The 17356-nt window shown below is 64.8% G+C and carries 17 protein-coding genes and 1 pseudogene; 11 read left to right on the top strand and 7 right to left on the bottom strand.

What is annotated here, in order from left to right; all coding sequences use genetic code 11:
- Nucleotides 1-152: 152 nt before the first annotated feature.
- Nucleotides 153-488 carry a hypothetical protein gene (locus ACLIBK_RS16090; protein WP_415388300.1) on the top strand — a complete coding sequence of 112 codons (336 nt, stop codon included), beginning with the start codon at nt 153-155 and terminating at the stop codon, nt 486-488.
- A 187-nt stretch (nt 489-675) separates the two neighbouring features.
- Nucleotides 676-2361, top strand: coding sequence for a hypothetical protein (locus tag ACLIBK_RS16085; protein WP_415388299.1), 1686 nt, complete (start codon nt 676-678; stop codon nt 2359-2361).
- Here the strand turns inward: ACLIBK_RS16085 and ACLIBK_RS16080 are convergent, their stop codons facing one another.
- The 6 genes from ACLIBK_RS16080 to ACLIBK_RS16055 all read right to left on the bottom strand — a co-directional run bounded on the left by ACLIBK_RS16080 (nt 2362) and on the right by ACLIBK_RS16055 (nt 7891).
- Nucleotides 2362-3285, bottom strand: a complete 924-nt coding sequence (locus ACLIBK_RS16080) for a winged helix-turn-helix domain-containing protein (protein ID WP_415388298.1) — start codon at nt 3283-3285, stop codon at nt 2362-2364. It abuts the gene before it with no gap.
- Between the two features lie 353 nt (nt 3286-3638).
- The gene (locus ACLIBK_RS16075; protein WP_415388297.1) at nt 3639-4814 is read right to left on the bottom strand and encodes a hypothetical protein; all 1176 of its coding nucleotides are present in this window, start codon (nt 4812-4814) and stop codon (nt 3639-3641) included.
- 494 nt (nt 4815-5308) lie between these two features.
- Nucleotides 5309-5536, bottom strand: a complete 228-nt coding sequence (locus tag ACLIBK_RS16070) for a hypothetical protein (RefSeq protein ID WP_415388296.1) — start codon at nt 5534-5536, stop codon at nt 5309-5311.
- Nucleotides 5533-6000 carry a hypothetical protein gene (locus ACLIBK_RS16065; protein ID WP_415388295.1) on the bottom strand — a complete coding sequence of 156 codons (468 nt, stop codon included), beginning with the start codon at nt 5998-6000 and terminating at the stop codon, nt 5533-5535. The genes ACLIBK_RS16070 and ACLIBK_RS16065 overlap by 4 nt, the downstream gene beginning before the upstream one ends.
- On the bottom strand, nt 5997-7376 hold the full coding sequence (locus ACLIBK_RS16060) for a recombinase family protein (protein ID WP_415388294.1): 1380 nt from the start codon (nt 7374-7376) through the stop codon (nt 5997-5999). Before ACLIBK_RS16060 ends, ACLIBK_RS16065 begins: the two co-directional genes overlap by 4 nt.
- Nucleotides 7373-7891: a DUF2924 domain-containing protein gene (locus ACLIBK_RS16055; protein WP_415388293.1), complete on the bottom strand. Its 519-nt coding sequence runs from the start codon at nt 7889-7891 to the stop codon at nt 7373-7375. Before ACLIBK_RS16055 ends, ACLIBK_RS16060 begins: the two co-directional genes overlap by 4 nt.
- A 518-nt stretch (nt 7892-8409) precedes the next feature.
- Between ACLIBK_RS16055 and ACLIBK_RS16050 the strand changes: the two genes are divergently transcribed.
- The 9 genes from ACLIBK_RS16050 to ACLIBK_RS16010 all read left to right on the top strand — a co-directional run bounded on the left by ACLIBK_RS16050 (nt 8410) and on the right by ACLIBK_RS16010 (nt 16485).
- Entirely contained in the window at nt 8410-9426 is a 1017-nt protein-coding gene (locus ACLIBK_RS16050) for a hypothetical protein (RefSeq protein WP_415388292.1), read from the top strand.
- Between the two features lies 1 nt (nt 9427).
- Nucleotides 9428-10357, top strand: coding sequence for a hypothetical protein (locus ACLIBK_RS16045; protein ID WP_415388291.1), 930 nt, complete (start codon nt 9428-9430; stop codon nt 10355-10357).
- Nucleotides 10358-10460: 103 nt separating this feature from the next.
- A complete protein-coding gene (locus tag ACLIBK_RS16040; protein WP_415388290.1) occupies nt 10461-10700 on the top strand; it encodes a helix-turn-helix transcriptional regulator in 240 nt (79 codons plus the stop codon).
- A gap of 78 nt (nt 10701-10778) precedes the next feature.
- A complete protein-coding gene (locus tag ACLIBK_RS16035; protein ID WP_415388289.1) occupies nt 10779-11717 on the top strand; it encodes a toprim domain-containing protein in 939 nt (312 codons plus the stop codon).
- On the top strand, nt 11717-12862 hold the full coding sequence (locus tag ACLIBK_RS16030; protein WP_415388288.1) for an AAA family ATPase: 1146 nt from the start codon (nt 11717-11719) through the stop codon (nt 12860-12862). Before ACLIBK_RS16035 ends, ACLIBK_RS16030 begins: the two co-directional genes overlap by 1 nt.
- 513 nt (nt 12863-13375) lie before the next feature.
- Nucleotides 13376-13789 (top strand): hypothetical protein, encoded by a 414-nt coding sequence (locus ACLIBK_RS16025; RefSeq protein WP_415388287.1) that lies wholly within the window; start codon nt 13376-13378, stop codon nt 13787-13789.
- A complete protein-coding gene (locus tag ACLIBK_RS16020) occupies nt 13786-15048 on the top strand; it encodes a site-specific DNA-methyltransferase (protein ID WP_415388286.1) in 1263 nt (420 codons plus the stop codon). The genes ACLIBK_RS16025 and ACLIBK_RS16020 overlap by 4 nt, the downstream gene beginning before the upstream one ends.
- A gap of 1 nt (nt 15049) precedes the next feature.
- Nucleotides 15050-15496, top strand: coding sequence for a hypothetical protein (locus tag ACLIBK_RS16015; RefSeq protein ID WP_415388285.1), 447 nt, complete (start codon nt 15050-15052; stop codon nt 15494-15496).
- A 410-nt stretch (nt 15497-15906) separates the two neighbouring features.
- Nucleotides 15907-16485, top strand: a complete 579-nt coding sequence (locus tag ACLIBK_RS16010) for a YqaA family protein (RefSeq protein WP_415388284.1) — start codon at nt 15907-15909, stop codon at nt 16483-16485.
- 243 nt (nt 16486-16728) lie between these two features.
- Here ACLIBK_RS16010 and ACLIBK_RS16005 read toward each other — a convergent pair.
- Nucleotides 16729-17109: pseudogene (locus ACLIBK_RS16005) on the bottom strand (YkvA family protein); the annotation flags it as partial.
- Nucleotides 17110-17356: the final 247 nt, after the last annotated feature.

Raw genomic sequence — 17356 nt, 5'->3', positions numbered from 1 at the left:
GATTTGCTCTGGTCGGCAAAAGTGGATCAGGCAAGTCGGAAGCTGGCCGTATCCTCAGTGGAAGGTGGGGTGTACGCCTTATCAAGACCGGTGCGATCTGCCGTCAGATCGCTTACCTGCTATTTGGTAATGAAGATAAGCGTTCAACTCAGTTGCTCGACGACGCACTCACGCCTATCGACCCCAGCATCTTTCTTCGCGCAGCTCTGCGCGGTATCCCCTCAAATGATGGTTTCGTCATCGACGCTCTCCGGTTTCGGGACGACCTATCCATTGCACGTGATCTAGGATGCAGGGTCATCCGGATTGTTGCAGCGGACGAAACGCGGCTGCGCCGCCTGAAAGCCCGTGGTCAGGTGTTCAATATCGAGACCGATGGCTATCATAGATCCGAAGTGGAGTTAGACGACGCAGAAGTGGATTATGAAATCCGTAATGATGGAGAGATATCTCAGCTTCCGACCCTTCTGACTGGGCTTGTGGTCTAGGTACGCCTTGCGCCGCAACATTTTTCTCCACTTCCTGAACAGAGACACTCGCGAAATCTTCGGCGTCTATACGACGTTGACGAGCGAACGGCATCGAGCGCTGCTTCGCCGAGCGTTGAATGCAGCGATAGTACTATGCGAGGATCGCTGCATTGCCCCCCCCGGCTTCATAGTTGAAGATCAAATCGTGTTCGAGCTGGTCGAGAATCAGCGTGCCTATCTAACTGAAGCGCTTATCCAATTCCCAATGCGCGAAAGCAGCCTTGCTGAATTCGCGGAAAAGAAACGCGTCGGCTATGAAATGATGCGAAATCGTTACTCTGGTCTGTTCAGCGATACTCGGATAGGATTTCTTGGCGAGAACGCAACAGGCATTATCGGGCGCCGCACCCGCATTACCGAGAGTATTCTCGAGGAGTGGAGAGGTGGCGCGGAGAGCGGCCATAAAGTTTGGAAGCCCGCCAAGCGAGTTCTTCTGCCGGCCCACATCGAATTAATTGCAAGGATTCCAGCCGATATCAATGAACAAGGAACTGCTCTGACTTGGTCGGCTATTGCGCCGCAATTGCCAAATGAAGTGAGAGCAGCATCGACAGAACTCCGCGACGTGCTCCAACATATCTACTTTCAGCAGTACTGTTCGGAGTTCAAGCTAATTGCTCTTACAGAAATTCCACACATCGCGCGTGACTTTCTTCTACCACGCGACGAAAATATTTATAGCTACCGTCGACTGAGCGCATTTCTTGATGCATTTGAGCTCCGTGATATTATTCTCGATGCTCCTGCTGAGCTGATAGTGGCGCTACGGAAGCAGCCCGGCTTCATTGCATTCATGGACGCGTATACGGGGGTTGCAGCCACAAGCACAACCGAAAGCAACCTTAAATTCCACGCTGGACGTGCACGTGGCGCCATCCGGTACGATTGGAGTTCGCTTCCTTCACGGCGGCTTAGTCTGTTCGATGCGATTCCGATTGAGATTAACGAACTTGCGAGTGTGCTTGACGAGGCAGCTGATAAGCTCAATCGCGAGCATGGTCTATCGGTAAGAGGCCAAATCTCTCCACAACGCGCAAGGATGAAAAAGGTCAATCCTGTCATGACAGACGAACCCAAGCTCGTTTTGTTTGTTGCTCTCGAGGAAGAGTTAGATGTCCTAGCGCGTCATCTGAAGCTAACTAAAAGGCCCTCAACACCAGAGGCGAGTGGAATTTTAGGGGATGTTGCAGTCGACGTAGTGTGCCCTCGAAACATGGGGCGCGTCGCGGCGGCAGTCGCGATGTCTGTTTACCTATCAAAACGTAATAGCCCCCCGAAGCTTATTCTTATTGTGGGCATAGCTGGGGGCTTTGAGGAAAACGGCAGTACTGTAGGACATATTGTGTGTGCCACTAAGGTCGTAGACTTAGCACTCCGAAAAGTTGTGGATGAAAAAGAGGGCGCCTCGCCGAATTTCCGGCGGGAGGACACTCGGATGCACGACGGGCTTACGCGGGTTATGCATTCACATCTTTTCGACATTGATGCTTGGTCGAATGAGGCGGTACAGCTGGGATGGCCTAAAGATCGAAGGCCATCAGTTCACTCAGGGCCGATGGCAAGCTCTGATGAGGTCGTTTCCAGTAAGGAATGGCGGAATCTTATGATCGAGGGTCAGGGAGGTGATCGGAAACTGCTCGGCGTGGAAATGGAAGCTGGAGGCGTTTGCGCTGCTGCTGAGCGGCTGCGTATTCCGATTTCCATGCTACGCGCCATCTCAGACAAGGCTGACCCCTCTAAGGCAGATGACAACTGGCGTCCACTTGGCATGAGAACGCTTGCTAGCCTTCTCGAACGATTGCCATTCAGGGAAGTTCTTGAACTCGTATAATCAAGTGCACACAGCAAGTTGGAGCGAAGCGTCGCTGATCAATCGCGCTGACCATCGGCCAAACCGGCTTAGATCATTCGCTCTAACAGGAAGATCCAACCATTCGGAACTCGCCAGTTCGTCGATTGCCGCAATGATCTCAGGAATCCCCGAGCAGCGAAAGCAGAGAAGAGTAATAAGATCGTCGGACGCCTGTGCTTCGTTAGTTTCGTAGAGCACGATCGGAGTCGACCAGCGGGAAGCTTTTTCAAGCTCCGCGAGCAGGGTCCGTGGTAGGCCCAAATACTGAATTAACGTGCGCACTGCCGCATCTGACAGTCCTATCTCGTCAACAGAAAACAAAGAATGATCATCGCGTCGCACTACTCCCTCGACGCCGAGCACCCCCTCTTTTCGAAGATCGCCATCTGCCGCCGATGACTTCTGGTTCAGCGCCACGCGGCCATCATTTACAAGGACAATGAGAAAGCGGAAGGGAAGAAGCTGTCCCTTGCGACGAACAGCTTCCATGCGGGTGTAGTGCCGAGGTACTGTCATCAGGGCGGCGACAGAGAATCGGGCCGCATCACGTAAAACTAAGCTGGCTATGTCGGTGCGCGGAAAAGCGAGCACGTCAAAACGGCCCAACTGTGCAGCACGCAGAGGCGCAATGTACTCTCGTTGCGAACCCGTTGGGGCAGCATAATTCGCAAGAAGTTCGCGAAGAAAGAAACGCCCTGGTCCAGTGCGACAGAACTCGCTCTTAAACCGCAACTCAAGTATGTCCGATGAAAGCCGCGCTTGAAGCGTCTTGTGCTGGGTTCGCCCGTAGAGGTCACGTGGAACGATTTGGAGTTGGTAGGCAGACTTTAGGATCTGGCGCGCACTCAAAGGTTGACGAGCTGAGTGGAGAACCTTTCTAGCAATTTCCAGGTAACTATCCATGCAGCAAGCTGCCCAACTCGCTCCTAATCTGGAGAGAGCGTAGGGGTTCCCGCGTTCCCCGTCCAGCAAGCGATACGAGAGGAGGATGCAAACTTCCCTCGTCAGCAGTTCAGGTGTTGCTCGCGTAGCTATCACACGGGATGGTGGTTGGTGTGACAACACGGTCTGTTCAGACGTGCTTCCGAGGCGGTCCCCTGGTGCGCCGTGAGCGGCGCCCGACCCCTGGCACTGCTTGCCTGACCAAGGCCTCACCGCTCTCAGCGCATCTTATGCCATGTTCCCAGCTCCAGGGCAGCTGCGAACATGTACACTGCCCGAACAGCTGTAACGACCGGTGCGCTTAGCGCTGATCACTAAGCAATCGTTATACTCCATCGCCCGAGATCTAAGGCTCCCATCAATCGGATCTGCTCCCAACTGAGACGATCCTCGTTCATGAATTCGAAGATTCCACGGACTATTCTGGGTATTGCGACCCGAGCTCGTGTCTCAGGCGGCAATTCGTCGACCGTTTCGGTAAGCGGCTTACCGAACATAGTTGTCCGACGTTCCATGATTTCCTGCAGAGACGACACGTCTTGCGCGGACAAAATATCTGCACAGCGTCGATCAGGAGCGTTGGGCGGTGACATTCGAAGGTAAACGGTGTCGGCAGGCGTTTTACGAACCGATTGCCCGAGGTGGTTATTGATAAAGGACTCGATCGCGGTTGTCGCATCGTCCTTCCAAACTTTTAGCAGCCAAACTGACACATCAGGATCCGCAAGCATCAATTTCACGGCTCGTGCAGCCATCTCTTCAGCGTCGGTCAGCGCCCGAAGTTGTTCCCGAAGGGTGACCCGTCTTTTTCGATCATGGGTTGAGAGCAATCTACCATCAAAGGCCCGTATTTTTTGAAGAAGACTGTCGCTTTCCCGTTGTCGAATAACAATGCGGCCAGTAGGCCAATCATGTAGGTCCTGAACCAATTCGCGAACGCTAAGCGCAAGCTCATCACCAGTCTTCTCCAGCGTCCCGTTTGACATCATCCAAGTCGCGATCAAAGGCGAGCGGGGTGTGTCACCCCCTGCAAGGCCGAAGTGCTTCTCCGCTACATTCCGATCGAGTGTCGCTCGACGAACAATTTCATTCCAGCCGAGCAATACCACCTCGAACAGCCCACTCTGAGCGTGCCGCCGATTGATCGTCCGGACATGTTTGAGCAAGCTTGCGTCGTCGGGCGCAGTTGTCAGGATATAAAATGCTTTGAGAGAGGGATCGAAGCTCAGAGCGTCTTCGACTTCTTTGTCAATCTGCTTGGTAGTTATTTTACTCACCGGCCATACTGAGCGCCGCTTGCATTGCAGGCCAATTGGATAGAGCGCGCCATTACGGCCAACTATATCCACCCCACTCTGGCGTTGACCCGCACGACCATGACGTACCAGCGCCGGATCACACCATGCCGCTTGAAAAATGTCGGCACACAGCTCCTCAAATTGTTCCCAAGATCGAGGAGGAGCATAATCAGCGTGCACATGTTGAATCACGCAGCCACTCTCCAATGCGACAAGTACGCCCGCTCTCGCACGCCTATCGAGGCCATAGCAGAAATCCTACTCTCAGCGAGCGCAGGTTCGCACGGGACTCGCGTTCTCCTAGATGGTGCGGGTGATCCGGTTCATTCCCAATGTACTCCGTTGCCGATGGTGTGCTGAGGCCAAGCGCTTCGTGCTGCTCGGTCCAACTAGTCGGAAGTGGGTCCATGACCCGTGGCAGCCCTATTCCCGGCGTCTGACAGCCATCGAGAATGCCGTCCACGACGTCCGGCGCGATCAGCGTCAGCTGCGGCAGCCGCCCGAGGAAGCTGCGTTCCAGCCTCTCCGCCTTAACCAGCTCCATCAGTGACGCGTACCGCACCTCCTCCAGCAGCCGCTTCCAGTGGTGCGCTCTCGCCGGCGCCTTCACCAGTGCCGGGCCGGCAGTCGGCCTGAGGGCATTCAGTGCTGAGGGTTACCGTTCTGTCCACGGAGCCCGGAGCCACTCAACCAACTTTCGCTTTCTCATGACTGAATGGCTGACTGTACCTGTCGCTGATCGGCCAGCCACCGATCTCCTGCTCCACAGCATCTCGTCGCACCCTCAGAGAGCTCCACTGGTACACGCGATCCCGTGGTACGTTCGGGTCCACGATGAAGGCATCGACCTCTTCATCGGCACAGATACGCACAAAATGGCCATTCTCGTCGACGGTGAAGGTGATCCGGTTCATCCTTGGTGTCCTTCCGTTGCTGGTGGTGTGCTGAGGCCGAGCGCGTAGTGCTGCTCGGCCCAGTTGGTCGGGAACGGCTCCATCAGCCTGGGCAGTCCCACACCAGCCGCCTGCCGCCCGTCCAGGATCGCCTCCACGACATCCGGCGCGAGCAGCGTCAGCTGCAGCAGCCGCCCCAGGAACCCGCGCTCCAGCTTCTCCGCCGCGGCAAGCTCGGTGAGTGAGGCGTACCGCCCCTCATCCAGTAGCCGCTTCCAGCGGTGCGCACGCGCCAGCGCCTTCACCAGCGCCGGGTCTGCCTGAGTGCGGACGACAGTGGGCGTGGCGCCGGCTGCGGAGGTGCTGACGCCCGCCGGCGTGACGATCGTCTTGCGCCCCGGCCGGCGCCGCACCGCCAGCGGCACCTGCACCGTGATGCTGCCCGGGGTGGGGCTGGCGGCGCTGCCGTGCTCGGCGCCGCTCATGCCGCCTCCTCCAGCACCGCCACCCTACCCGCCCTCAGGTCCCGCACCAGGCTGGCCAGTCCCGCCACCCGTAGCCGGATGTCCGCCCCGCTCGCTGACACCGTCACCCGCTCCACCAGCAGCCCGATGATCCGCGCCTGCTCCGCCGGGAACAGCTCGCCCCACAGCGGCTCCAGGCTGCCCAGTGCACCCCGCACCTCACCCTCGGTCAGCCCGGGGTCGCTCGCCCGCGCCGCCGCCCAGGTGCCCACGATCACCTCCGGCTGGCACAGCAGCGCCCGCACCTGGGTGACCACCGCCGCCTCGATCTCCGCGGCCGAGATGCGCCGCACCAGGGTAGCGTCGGGTCCCTGGCCGGCCTGCGTGCCCTTCAGCGCGCCTTGGCTGACGTAGTAGCGGTACAGCCGCCCGCGCCGCCACGTGTGCGTGGGCGACATCGCACGCCCATCCGCCCCGTAGATCAGGCCCTTGAGGAGGGCGGGGCTCTGGTGGCGGTTGCTGTTGCCCCGTGCCCGTGGGCTAGTCGCCAGCACCGCATGCACCCGGTCCCACAGCTCGCGCGGGATGATGCCCCGGTGCTCGCCCGGGAAGCTCTGCCCCTTGTGCGTCGCCTCACCCAGGTAGGTCCGGTTCTGCAGCAGCTTGTAGATGTCGCCCTTGTCCAGCAGCCGACCCGACTTGCTGGTCAGCCCCTCTGCCCGCAGCTGCCGGGCCAGGGTGGTCGCGGACTGCACCTCCGCGAAACCCTCGAACACCCGCCGGACCGTGGCCGCCTCGACCTCGTTCACCACCAGCTTGCGCTCGCGCACGTCGTAGCCCAGCGGCACCTTGCCACCCATCCAGATGCCCCGGGCGCGCGAGGCGGCGAACTTGTCCCGGATCCGCTCCCCGATCACCTCGCGCTCGAACTGCGCGAACGAGAGCAGGATGTTGAGCGTCAGCCGCCCCATGGAGGTCGTGGTGTTGAAGCTCTGGGTGACGGACACGAAGGTGACCCGGTGGGCGTCGAACAGCTCCACCAGCCTGGCGAAGTCCATCAGCGCCCGGCTGAGGCGGTCGATCTTGTACACCACCACCACGTCCACCAAGCCGCGCTCGATGTCGGCCAGCAGGCGCCGCAGGGCCGGGCGCTCCAGGGTGGCACCGGAGACACCGCCGTCGTCGTAGCGGTCCGGCACCAGCGTCCAGCCCTCGGCACGCTGGCTGGCGACATAGGCCTCGCAGCTGTCGCGCTGGGCATCGAGGCTGTTAAAGGCCTGCTCCAGCCCCTCCTCGGTGCTCTTGCGAGTGTAGACGGCGCAGCGCAGCCGGCGCACCGGGGCGGGCGCCGCGGAGGCGGTGGTGAGGGCAGCGCCACCCTTAGCTCGCCGGCTCATGCCCCTGCCCTCCCCTTCAGCCCGAAGAAGGTCCAGCCGTTCCAGCGCGTCCCCGTGATGGCCCGCGCGATGGCCGAGAGCGACTGGTAGGGCCTGCCCTCCCACTCGAAGCCGTCGGCCAGCACCGTGACTGCGTGCTCCACGCCAGCCCACTCCCGCAGCAGCCGAGTGCCGGGTAGCGGGCGATGGTCGGCCCGGATGCGCCGCAGCACCACGTTGCCGCCGTCCAGCTGCTCGCCGAGCGCAACCAGGCGGTCGATGGTTTCCTGCTTCAGGCCACCGTAGGCGAGCTCCTGGATGCGGTAGGCCAGCCGGCTCTGCAGGTAGGTGCGCGGGTGGAACCGGGGCGGTGCCTCGCCGAACAGCTCGCGCCACTGCTGCTTCAGGGCCGGCGTGGAGGCGGTCCGCAGCGCTGCCAGGCGGCCCAGCACGTCCGCCGGCGGGATGGTGGGCAGCACCGGCTGGGGCGGCACGGGAACCACCTCCGGGGCTGGGGTGGAACGGCGTCGGGTCATGCGGCTCTCCGGGTTTGGACAGCTGCACCACCGCTCTGTTCGGCGGAGATGTGTAGCGAACTCTCTCCCCGCTCCCGGGCCTGGGCCGCGTCGCGGGCGAGTTCCTCGGCAGTGTGGGCACGGAGCCGCAGGAGCCCGGTGGCCAGGATGGCGCTGACCTCGCGCAGGTGCGGGGCGAGGTGGGGGTTGGGGGTCAAGCTCGTCATGTTCGCAGGCATGATCGGGCTCACTGAGAAGCGATAATAGCAAAAACAATCATCTAGCGAAAGGGAGAGTAGAACAAAGTAGAAACGTGAACCCCGATCCGCTCAGATGGTGTGGGCCTTCCCCCCGGGCCCGATTCGCCACCCCGTGTCGGAGCCCCCAGCGCCATGCCGACTGTTGCCCAGTTCCTGCGTAGTACCCCGCCCGCCGCGCTCCGCAGCTACTTCGCTTCGCTCGGGACGCCTTTCCCCGAGCTGCCGTGGGATGGGCCGGCTAACGCCGTCGTCACGCCGCTCCTGCAGGCCGTGGACGCGTTGGATGACGATGTCAGGAACAAGCTCCTCACCGACGCCGACCGGGTCGGAGTGATGGCGGATGAGGCCGGCGAGGCCGCGCTGTATTCGGTGACTACCGCGGGTGCCGTCCTGGACGACCTCGAGAACGCCCATGCCCGCGCCCTCTGGATGTTCCAGTACGACCCGGCAGGTTTCAGCCATGCCGAGGAGGTCCGCTACGCCGACGACAAGCGGTTCGGGCGGCTGTGGGAGGGCTTCGTGCTGCAGCGCGACTGCAGCGTGGCGCGCGAGGGAGCGGCACTGCAGGCCTTCCAGCAGGCCATCGCCGCGCGCTTCGACAGCCGCAACGTCCACGTCGAGATCTGCGACCGGGCCCGCCCGGTCCTCGGCGGTGACGACACCGCACTGGTGCAGGTCGCCATCTACCGCGAGGGCCGGGCCGGCGACATCCGCGAGTTCGTGGACGGCAGGCTCGATCGGCGGCCCTGGCGACCGGTGATCGAGGCGGCACTCACCTACGAGCCGGAGAACGGCACCGTCGAGGTGGTAGCGCCCGTCGCGGAGACGCGGGAGGAGCTGGTGCGGCTGTTTGCCACTCACCTGCTCGGCAGCCTCTTCGTCGGCGACCGGTTGCGGGTGCGGCAGTACAGCCTGGAGCGGCTACGCGAGCCCTTCGCCTTTCCTAGCGACCCCGAGGACGGCATCGAGGCGGTGCGGGTCGGCCAGCTACGCCTGATGCCCTACGGCAGCCAGGGCGAGCGCATCACGCTGGAGTGCCGCCGCGGTTCGGACCGCAGCATCTGGCAGATGGCCGAGGAGCGACTGCGCGACCAGGGGCAGCGGTTCGAGAACTACCTGCTCGTTCAGGCGCAGTTCACCATCACCTTCCGCGGCACACCGGGGCGGCGTGGCCGGCGGACGCTGCCGGTGCGGATTTCCATGCCGAAGGGTTGCGACCTCAAGGACCGGACCGAGCGGGAACGGCTGGTGGGCGAGAAGTACCTACGTCGCTGGGGATTGCTGCGGGACCTCTGAGATGCCAGCGGCCACCCTGACATCGGGCGCGGTCGCACTCCTGCTCACGCTCCTGGAGCAGCGCGAGCTCTTCATCTCGGGTGCCGCAGCCGAGATGCACCCGGACGAGGTGCCGCTGCTGGTCAGCGCGGGGTTGCTGGTGCCGGACGGCCACGAGGATGTCGCGGCGGTGCCGGGCGACGATGACGACGTTCCCGTGTCGCTGTTCTGGTCGGACACGCTGGGCGGCCTCGCTAGCTTCAGCCCGACGTCAGGGCCGGTGTTGGTGCCACCGGAGAGGCTGCTGCGCCGCCGCGTCGACGTGGCCGTCGCCCTCGCCGCGATCGCTGCCGAACTCGACCTCCCCGCGCGCTGGCAACCGACCGTGCAGGTCGAGGGGCTCGCGTGGGAGCTGGGTGAGGCTCGCCTCGGCCGACGAGCGCACAAGCAGCCGATCTGGTTCGTGCGGCGGCTCGGCGGCCGCGAGGTGCGCCGGCGAGTTGAGACAGCCATCGCCGCTCGGCCCCATCCGCACCTGTGTATCCTCCTGACCAGCACCAGACGTGAGGGACTGGAGGAGGTCGCCTTTCCTGGCACACAGATCGTCTCGGTGCGCGACGTGCTCGCCAACTCCGACGCGCTCGCCATCTCCCCCGGCATTCTGGAAGCGCGACTGGGAGGTGTGACGACACCGACCAGCATCAGCCCCGTCGACCTCTCGCCCGACGGGCGCGTCCTGGTGATCAACGGTGGCGAGCCGATGGTCTTTCGCTCGCCGCAGCACATCGCGGCCATCGGTAAGCTGGTCGCGGCCTACCACGCGGGCCGCCGGCTACGGGCGAGCGACCTGACGGACCTTCGCGGCCTCGACCGGCTGTTCGGCGCGAAGCGTTGGAAGGAGTTGTCGCCCTACCTCAAGACCCGCGATGGAGGCTGGGGCTTCGAGCCCTAAGCCGAATTTCTGTCGGTTTTTCTGGCGGTTTGCGGGGCGCATTTCTGGAGCCCTCGCCGCGATCTTCGCCGCGGTCCTGCGACAGGACGCGAGGAGAAACGCGATGACCATCAAGCACTTGAACCAGACCGATCTGGCCCGCCGCTGGTGCATCAGCCCGCGCACGCTCGAACGCTGGCGGTGGCTGAACCAGGGTCCCGCCTACCTTAAGCTCGGCGGCAGCGTCGCCTACCGGTTGGAGGACGTCGAGTCCTACGAGGCGGAGCAGCGTCGCACCACCCAGGCCCAGGCTGAGCAGGCACTGAGCCCGGCCGAGCGCTTCGCCCGCGGGCTCCCGAAGTGAGCCGCGCCGATGGCTGTATCGCTGCGGAGCGCACCGATGGATAGGCCGCCCCTGCCCAGCGCTACTGCGCTCGCCGCCATGCTGGCGGACCGCATCCGTGATTTGACGGACGCGCTGGTGGGCGAGGAGCCGAGCCACCGCTCCGATCTGGTTTGGCGCTTCCGCTCTCGCGGCAGCCTGCAGGTCTGGGTGTCCGGCGAGAAGCGCGGAAAGTGGAAAGACCACGAGGCGGGCGAGTATGGAGATGCGCTGGCGCTCGTGGCGCACCTCCGCCGCACCTCGATGCGCGACGCCTACAGCTGGGCTCTCAACTGGCTCGGCATCGCGCGCCTGCACCAGCCGGTGGTGTCGGAGACGGTTCCAACCGAGGCCGCTCCGCTGATACCCACGAAGGCACCTGTGCTGCGGCCTGAGCGGGACAGTGGCGCACTGGCTTGGCGGGTGTGGAGTGAGGCTCAGGACGCGCTGGACACGCCCGTGCAGCGCTACCTCGCGGGACGGGGTCTGAGCATCCCGCCCGGTGCGCCCATTCGCTTCCATCCGGCCTGCCCGCGCGGTGCGGAGCGGCTGCCCGCCATGGTAGCCTTGATGACCCAGGCAGAGACGGGCGCTCCCTGCGGCGTGCACCGGACCTTCCTGGCCGCCGACGGCACCGGTAAGGCGCCGGGCCAAGCCAAGATGATGCTGGGTCGGGCCGGGGTGATCCGCCTCGTGCCGGATGAGCAGGTCGAACTGGGGCTCGGCATCGCCGAGGGCATCGAGACCAGTCTCGCGGTGATGCAGGGCTTCGACTGGCGCCCTGTCTGGGCGGCCACCAGCGCCGGAGCCATCGCCGCCTTTCCGGTGCTGCGCGGCCTCGACGCCCTCACCGTCTTCGCTGATGCTGACGATGGCGGTGTGGGCCTGAAGGCTGCCACCGCCTGCGTCCGGCGCTGGAGCGCCGCCGGCTTCGACGCCCGCATCGTCGCGGCGCCGCCGGAGCACGACTTTGCCGATCTGCTGGAGCAGGCAGGGTGATGCGCGCCGCCTCCCCAGAGGAGCGTCTGCGCGATCACGGCGCGCGGACCCAGAAGGGCCCTGTACCGCAGCTCGTACTGATCGACCCGCGCAACTGGAAGGGCTTCGCGCCGCCGCGGCGCTGGGTGGTGCAGGACTGGCTGCCCGCCAACGCCGTCACCGCGCTCTACGGCGATGGCGGGATCGGCAAAAGCCTGCTGGCGCAGCAGCTCCTCACCTCCATGGCACTGCACCTGCCGTGGTGCGGCATCGACGTGTCCGGCGGCCGGGCGCTGGGGATCTTCTGCGAGGACTCCGAGGAGGAGCTGCAACGGCGGCAGGAGGCCATCAACAACCAGCTCGGGGTGCGGATGGCGGACCTGGCCGATCTGCGCTTGCTCTCCAGGCTGGGTGAGGACAACGCCATGGTGTCCTTCGACAAGGAACAGCGGAGCCTGACCGAGTTCGCGGAACAGGTCTCGGCCGCTTGCGAGGACTTCCGGCCGGCCCTCCTGGCGCTGGACACGGCAGCCGACCTGTACCCCGACAATGAGAACGACCGCAGCAAGGTCCGGTGGTTCATCGGGTCGCTGGCCAAGCTCGCCCTGCAGCACCGCTGCGGCGTCCTGCTGCTGGCGCATCCGTCGCAGTCCGGGCTGGCCACGGGCCAGGGTACCGGCGGCAGCACCGCTTGGAACAACACGGTCCGCTCCCGCCTGTACCTGGACCGCCCGGATGCCGAGGACCAGGACGCCCGCCTGCTGCGGCGCATGAAAGCCAACTACGCCGCCCGCGGCGGTGAGGTACGGCTGCGGTGGCACGAGGGCGTGCTGCGATCGGAGGGGTCGGAGGCGCGCGAGGATGGCGCGTCCTGGGATACGATCCGTGCCCTCTTCCGCGCGATCGATGAGGCCTGGAATGCCGGCAAGCCGATGTCGCTGGTGAAGCAGACGCGGAGCAGCGGCCGCTACTTCCCCACCATCGCGCGCAAGCTGCACCAGGTGCCCGAAAAGCAGGCCGCGCAGCTGGCCGAGGACTGGATCATCAACCGCTATCTGTCCGTCGATCTGGCGGACGCGAAGACCCACGCTCGCGGCCTGCGCGTGCTGCGCTGGCTCGGGCCGAACGGGGCGGAAGCGCCGCCGGCGGCGGATCAGACCGGCTAACGACGTGCCGCACGGTGGCGAAGGTTCACTTGCAAGTCATTGTTTTTGTTTGGCGAAGGTTCGGCGAGAGTATCCGGCGAAGGTTGGCGAAGGTAGCCGCTAATGCGCTGAACTCACACAGAATGTCTGGCGAAGGTTCGGCGAAGGTGTATCCCCCATACCCCCTACGCCCTTCGCGCGCCCTTACGGGGCGCCGCGTGTGCGTTGAAGCGGGAGCCGAGCCGCAGCCGCTAGGCGTCACGCTGGTGAGGCAGGCGCTCCTGCAGAGCTTGCTCACTCACCCCGCGCGGGAGCACTGATCACCGCGTCCGAGCACCAAGTTCCGTGCGGCTGAGTGGCGCACGGATCGCTGAAGTCCGCCCTGCACAAGCAAACAAAGGAAGCACCGCGAAAACCTGTCGCATCGCGCTGCACGTCGTCCCTCCGGTATCCTAGGCACACGCTGCGCAGGACGCCCGTGATGCCCGAGACTGCCGCCTCGTCGTTCCCGCCCTACAAGCGGCACCGCGTCTGATGGCCCCGCCGCGCTACACGCCGACCGAAGAACAGCGCCGCACCGTGCGCACCATGGCCGCCTACGGCATCCCGCAGGACGCCATCGCCCGCGTGGTCCGCTGCTCCGAGCCCACCCTGCGCCGGGCCTACCGCTTCGAGCTCGACACCGCGGTGACCGAAGCCAACGCCCGCGTCGCGCAGTGCCTGTTCCAGCAGGCCACCACGCCGGGGAACATCGCGGCCACGATCTTCTGGCTCAAGGCGCGTGCCGGCTGGCGCGAGAAGCAACTGGTCGAGGTGTCCGGCCCCAACGGCGCGCCCCCCGAGCCGCAGAAAGTCGTGGTGGTCATCCGCGAGTTCGGCGGGGCTGAGGACAACGACCCGGTGGAGGGCAAGCCCGGGCCCCGGCTGATCGAGGGACAGCGCGCATGAGCACCCTGACCGCGTCCCCCTTGTTTCCCCCCTACAACCTGGCACCCGTGGCCGAGCTGGTGCCCTACGCCCGCAATGCCCGCACTCACTCGCCGGCGCAGGTGGCGCAGATCGCCGCCTCCATCCGCGAGTTCGGCTTCACCAACCCTATCCTCATCGATGGCCAGCGCGGGGTGATCGCCGGCCACGGCCGCCTGCTCGCCGCCCGCCAGCTGGGCATGACCGAGGTGCCCACGCTGGAGCTGGCCCACCTCACGCCTGCCCAGCGCCGGGCCTACGTGCTGGCCGACAACCGCCTGGCGCTCTCGGCCGGGTGGGATGAGGAACTGCTCCGGGTCGAGCTGGGCGAGCTCTCGGCCGAGAGCTTCGACCTGGCGCTGACCGGCTTCGAGCCGCTGGAGATCGCGGGCTTCCTGGCCGAGCCCAGCGCCGGGCTGACCGACCCCGACGAGGTCCCTGCCCCGCCGGAGCAGCCCGTATCAGCCGTGGGTGATACGTGGCTCCTGGGGCGCCACCGCCTGGTCTGTGGCGATAGCACGGACCCGGCCGTCGTTGAGGCAGCCCTGGGAGGTGTCAGGCCGCACCTGATGGTCACCGACCCACCCTACGGGGTCGATTACCACCCGGCCTGGCGTAACGAGGCGCTGGAGGGCAGCAAGACGGCCCGTACCGGCAAGGTGCTCAACGACCACCGGGCAGACTGGCGCGAAGCCTGGGCCCTTTTCCCGGGCGAGGTCGCCTACGTCTGGCACGGCGCGCTCCACGCCGGCACGGTCGCAGACAGCCTGACCGCCACAGGCTTCGGCATCCGCGCCCAGATCATCTGGGCCAAGGAGCGCCTGGTGCTGGGACGCGGGCACTATCACTGGCAGCACGAGCCCTGCTGGTACGCGGTGCGCGACAGCGGCAAGGGTCACTGGTCCGGCAATCGCAAGCAGACCACCCTCTGGTCCATCCCGAGCCGCGCTCAGGACACCGACACCGTCCACGGCACGCAGAAGCCGGTGGAATGCATGCGCCGGCCGATGGAGAACAACTCCTCGGCTGGGCAGGCGGTCTACGAGCCGTTCTCCGGCTCCGGCACCACGCTGATCGCGGCGGAGATGAGCGGGCGCGCCTGCCACGCGGTCGAGCTCTCGCCGGCCTACGTCGACGTAGCCGTGCTACGCTGGCAGGCCTTCACCGGCCAGGAGGCGGTGCTGGAAGGCAGCGGGGCCACCTTCGCCACCGTGTCCACCCAGCGCGCGGGGGAGGCCTGAGATGGTCCAGGGCGCGGCGTTTCAGCCCACCGAGGAGCAGCGCAAGACGGTCCGCGCCATGTCCGGATACGGCGTGCCGCAGGACGACATCGCCACCCTGTTGGAGATCGACCCGAAGACCTTGCGTCGGCACTTCCGGCGCGAATTGGACCGCGGCTCGATCGAGGCGACCGCCAAGGTGGGGCAGTCACTCTTCCGCATGGCCACCGAGGGCGGGTCGGTGGCGGCAGCGATCTTCTGGATGAAAGCGCGGGCGGGCTGGCGGGAGAAGCAGGTAGTCGAAGTCACGCCGCGGCAGAGCATCGAGGAGATGTCGGACGCCGAGCTGCTGGCCATCATCCAGCACACGCGTGACGCCATCGCTGAGCAGGAGGAGGCCGCGGCCGAGGAGCAGGTCGAGGCTGCACGGCAGCGGGGTGCCATTGAGCACGACCCGCACGCGAGCTGAGCATCAGCTACTGGCCACTACTGCGATAACGTAGCCAGCAAGCTTTCAAGAACCGGGGGAACCAGCTCCTAATCGCGTGAGGCGACGAAGGCAGGCTGGGCAGGTCACTGCCTCGGCGGGAGGTTCGGCCCAGTGTGACCCTGCCCCGGGTTCGTCAGCACACAGCGACATGCGGCAGAACGGCGTGACAGCGTGGTAGACGGGTGGGCGGTCGTGCTGGACACGACCTGCCTTCCGGAGCGCAACAAAGACGCGCGTCCCGTGGATGATCGCATTGGGATGCATACAGGTCCCCCTCTGCCGCCGCATCGCCGTCCATAGCGCCACCTGTAGCCTCACGCTATGCCGCCTGCCGAGCCGGAACAGTTCAGGCTTGTGCCGCGCCGCCAAGCATGGGAAGCGCCGCGGCGATGCTGCGCGCCCTGTACGACCGTACCCTCGCTTTGTCCGGCCATCCCCGTGCGGGGGCGGCGCTGGCCGCGGTCTCCTTCGCGGAAAGCAGCGTCTTTCCCATCCCCCCCGACGCACTGCTGATCCCGATGTGCCTGGCGCGGCCGGAGCGCGCCTACCACTACGCGCTGTGGTGCACCGTGGCCTCCGTGCTGGGCGGGCTGCTGGGCTACGCGATCGGTGCCTTCCTGTTCGAGGCGGTGGCGCTGCCCGTGCTCGCCGCCTACGGCCATGCCGACGCGCTGCAAACCTTCTCCGACTGGTTCGAGCGCTGGGGCGCCGCGGTGATCCTGATCAAGGGCCTGACGCCCATCCCCTACAAGATCGTCACCATCGCGGCGGGGGCGGCGCATTTCTCCCTGCCGGTGTTCTTCGTCTGCTCCGTGCTGACGCGCGGGGCGCGGTTCTTCCTGCTCGCCTGGCTGCTGCGCCGCTACGGCCCTGCCGCCCGCAGCTTCATCGAGGGACGGCTGAACCTGATCGCCGGGCTGACCGCGGCCGGGATCGTGCTGGGCTTCCTCGCGCTGCGCCTGGTCTGAGCCGCCCTGCCTAAGGATGAGCTCCAATTAGGCCAGGTTCTCCGCGGGCGACCTCATCAGCGCTGGCCACGCTCGTAGGGCTGGGGACGTCCAAGGAGCAGGCCGAGGCTGCGTGCCCGCGAGGTGCGATCGAGCACGCTCCAGGTTACAGCGACCAACCGAAGATGGCGCCTCACAGGAACAGTCGAGCGTACCAACAGCACGTTCCTTAATCCTCCCGGCGCACGCAGACCGTCAGCAGGGCTAATGCAAGACATCCGGCCACAGCCACCAGAGCAGCGCCAGCGCCGCCAACACCCACACCGCTACAATGAGGGCGGCACTCACACGGCTAACAGGCCGCCCTTCAGCCTTGATCGCTGCCGCGCGGTGCTCGGCCATAACATCAGGCGGCACCAGCCGAATGGCTAGCGCGACAGCCAGTGGCAAGAGGATTACCTCGTCGAGGTAGCCGAGCACCGGGATGAAGTCCGGGATGAGATCGATGGGCGAGAGAGCGTAGGCAGCAACCGCCAGCGCGAACGCTTTAGCATACCACGGCGTTCGGGGGTCACGGGCTGCGAGGTAGAGCGCGTGAACGTCAAGCTTGAGAGCCCGTGCCCAATCCTTCAGCCGCTTCAACACCAACTTCGCTCATCGCTGACCGCCCTATCATAAGACGGGCTTCCATGGCGTGTCCGCTCCCATCCGAAGCGGCCCTTTCTTGCAGCCATGCTTCAGCCTGCAGTCCATGTTCACCACCCAGCATCGACCGTTGATCGGTCGTGAACACCCCTGCGAGGCGGAGCAGGAGATAGCCCGCGGGGGTTACGCCGGCTATACTTTGATCGATCTTTAGGCCGCACGAGGACTTCTCTCGGAGCTGGACATT

Source organism: Roseomonas sp. BN140053, from assembly GCF_047690175.1.
Taxonomy (GTDB): Bacteria; Pseudomonadota; Alphaproteobacteria; order Acetobacterales; family Acetobacteraceae; genus Roseomonas.
The sequence above is the reverse complement of the archived record's forward strand: the minus strand, read 5'-3'. Positions and strand labels throughout refer to the sequence as shown.

Bases quoted from the DNA above. Each gene is read 5' to 3' on its own strand.
- ACLIBK_RS16070 (WP_415388296.1), bottom strand. From the start codon at position 5,536: ATGAACCGGATCACCTTCACCGTCGACGAGAATGGCCATTTTGTGCGT.
- ACLIBK_RS16030 (WP_415388288.1), top strand. From the start codon at position 11,717: ATGCGCGCCGCCTCCCCAGAGGAGCGTCTGCGCGATCACGGCGCGCGG.
- ACLIBK_RS16015 (WP_415388285.1), top strand. From the start codon at position 15,050: ATGGTCCAGGGCGCGGCGTTTCAGCCCACCGAGGAGCAGCGCAAGACG.
- ACLIBK_RS16035 (WP_415388289.1), top strand. From the start codon at position 10,779: ATGCTGGCGGACCGCATCCGTGATTTGACGGACGCGCTGGTGGGCGAG.
- ACLIBK_RS16025 (WP_415388287.1), top strand. From the start codon at position 13,376: ATGGCCCCGCCGCGCTACACGCCGACCGAAGAACAGCGCCGCACCGTG.
- ACLIBK_RS16020 (WP_415388286.1), top strand. From the start codon at position 13,786: ATGAGCACCCTGACCGCGTCCCCCTTGTTTCCCCCCTACAACCTGGCA.
- ACLIBK_RS16045 (WP_415388291.1), top strand. From the start codon at position 9,428: ATGCCAGCGGCCACCCTGACATCGGGCGCGGTCGCACTCCTGCTCACG.
- ACLIBK_RS16010 (WP_415388284.1), top strand. From the start codon at position 15,907: ATGCTGCGCGCCCTGTACGACCGTACCCTCGCTTTGTCCGGCCATCCC.
- ACLIBK_RS16065 (WP_415388295.1), bottom strand. From the start codon at position 6,000: ATGAGCGGCGCCGAGCACGGCAGCGCCGCCAGCCCCACCCCGGGCAGC.
- ACLIBK_RS16055 (WP_415388293.1), bottom strand. From the start codon at position 7,891: ATGACCCGACGCCGTTCCACCCCAGCCCCGGAGGTGGTTCCCGTGCCG.
- ACLIBK_RS16040 (WP_415388290.1), top strand. From the start codon at position 10,461: ATGACCATCAAGCACTTGAACCAGACCGATCTGGCCCGCCGCTGGTGC.
- ACLIBK_RS16060 (WP_415388294.1), bottom strand. From the start codon at position 7,376: ATGAGCCGGCGAGCTAAGGGTGGCGCTGCCCTCACCACCGCCTCCGCG.
- ACLIBK_RS16080 (WP_415388298.1), bottom strand. From the start codon at position 3,285: ATGGATAGTTACCTGGAAATTGCTAGAAAGGTTCTCCACTCAGCTCGT.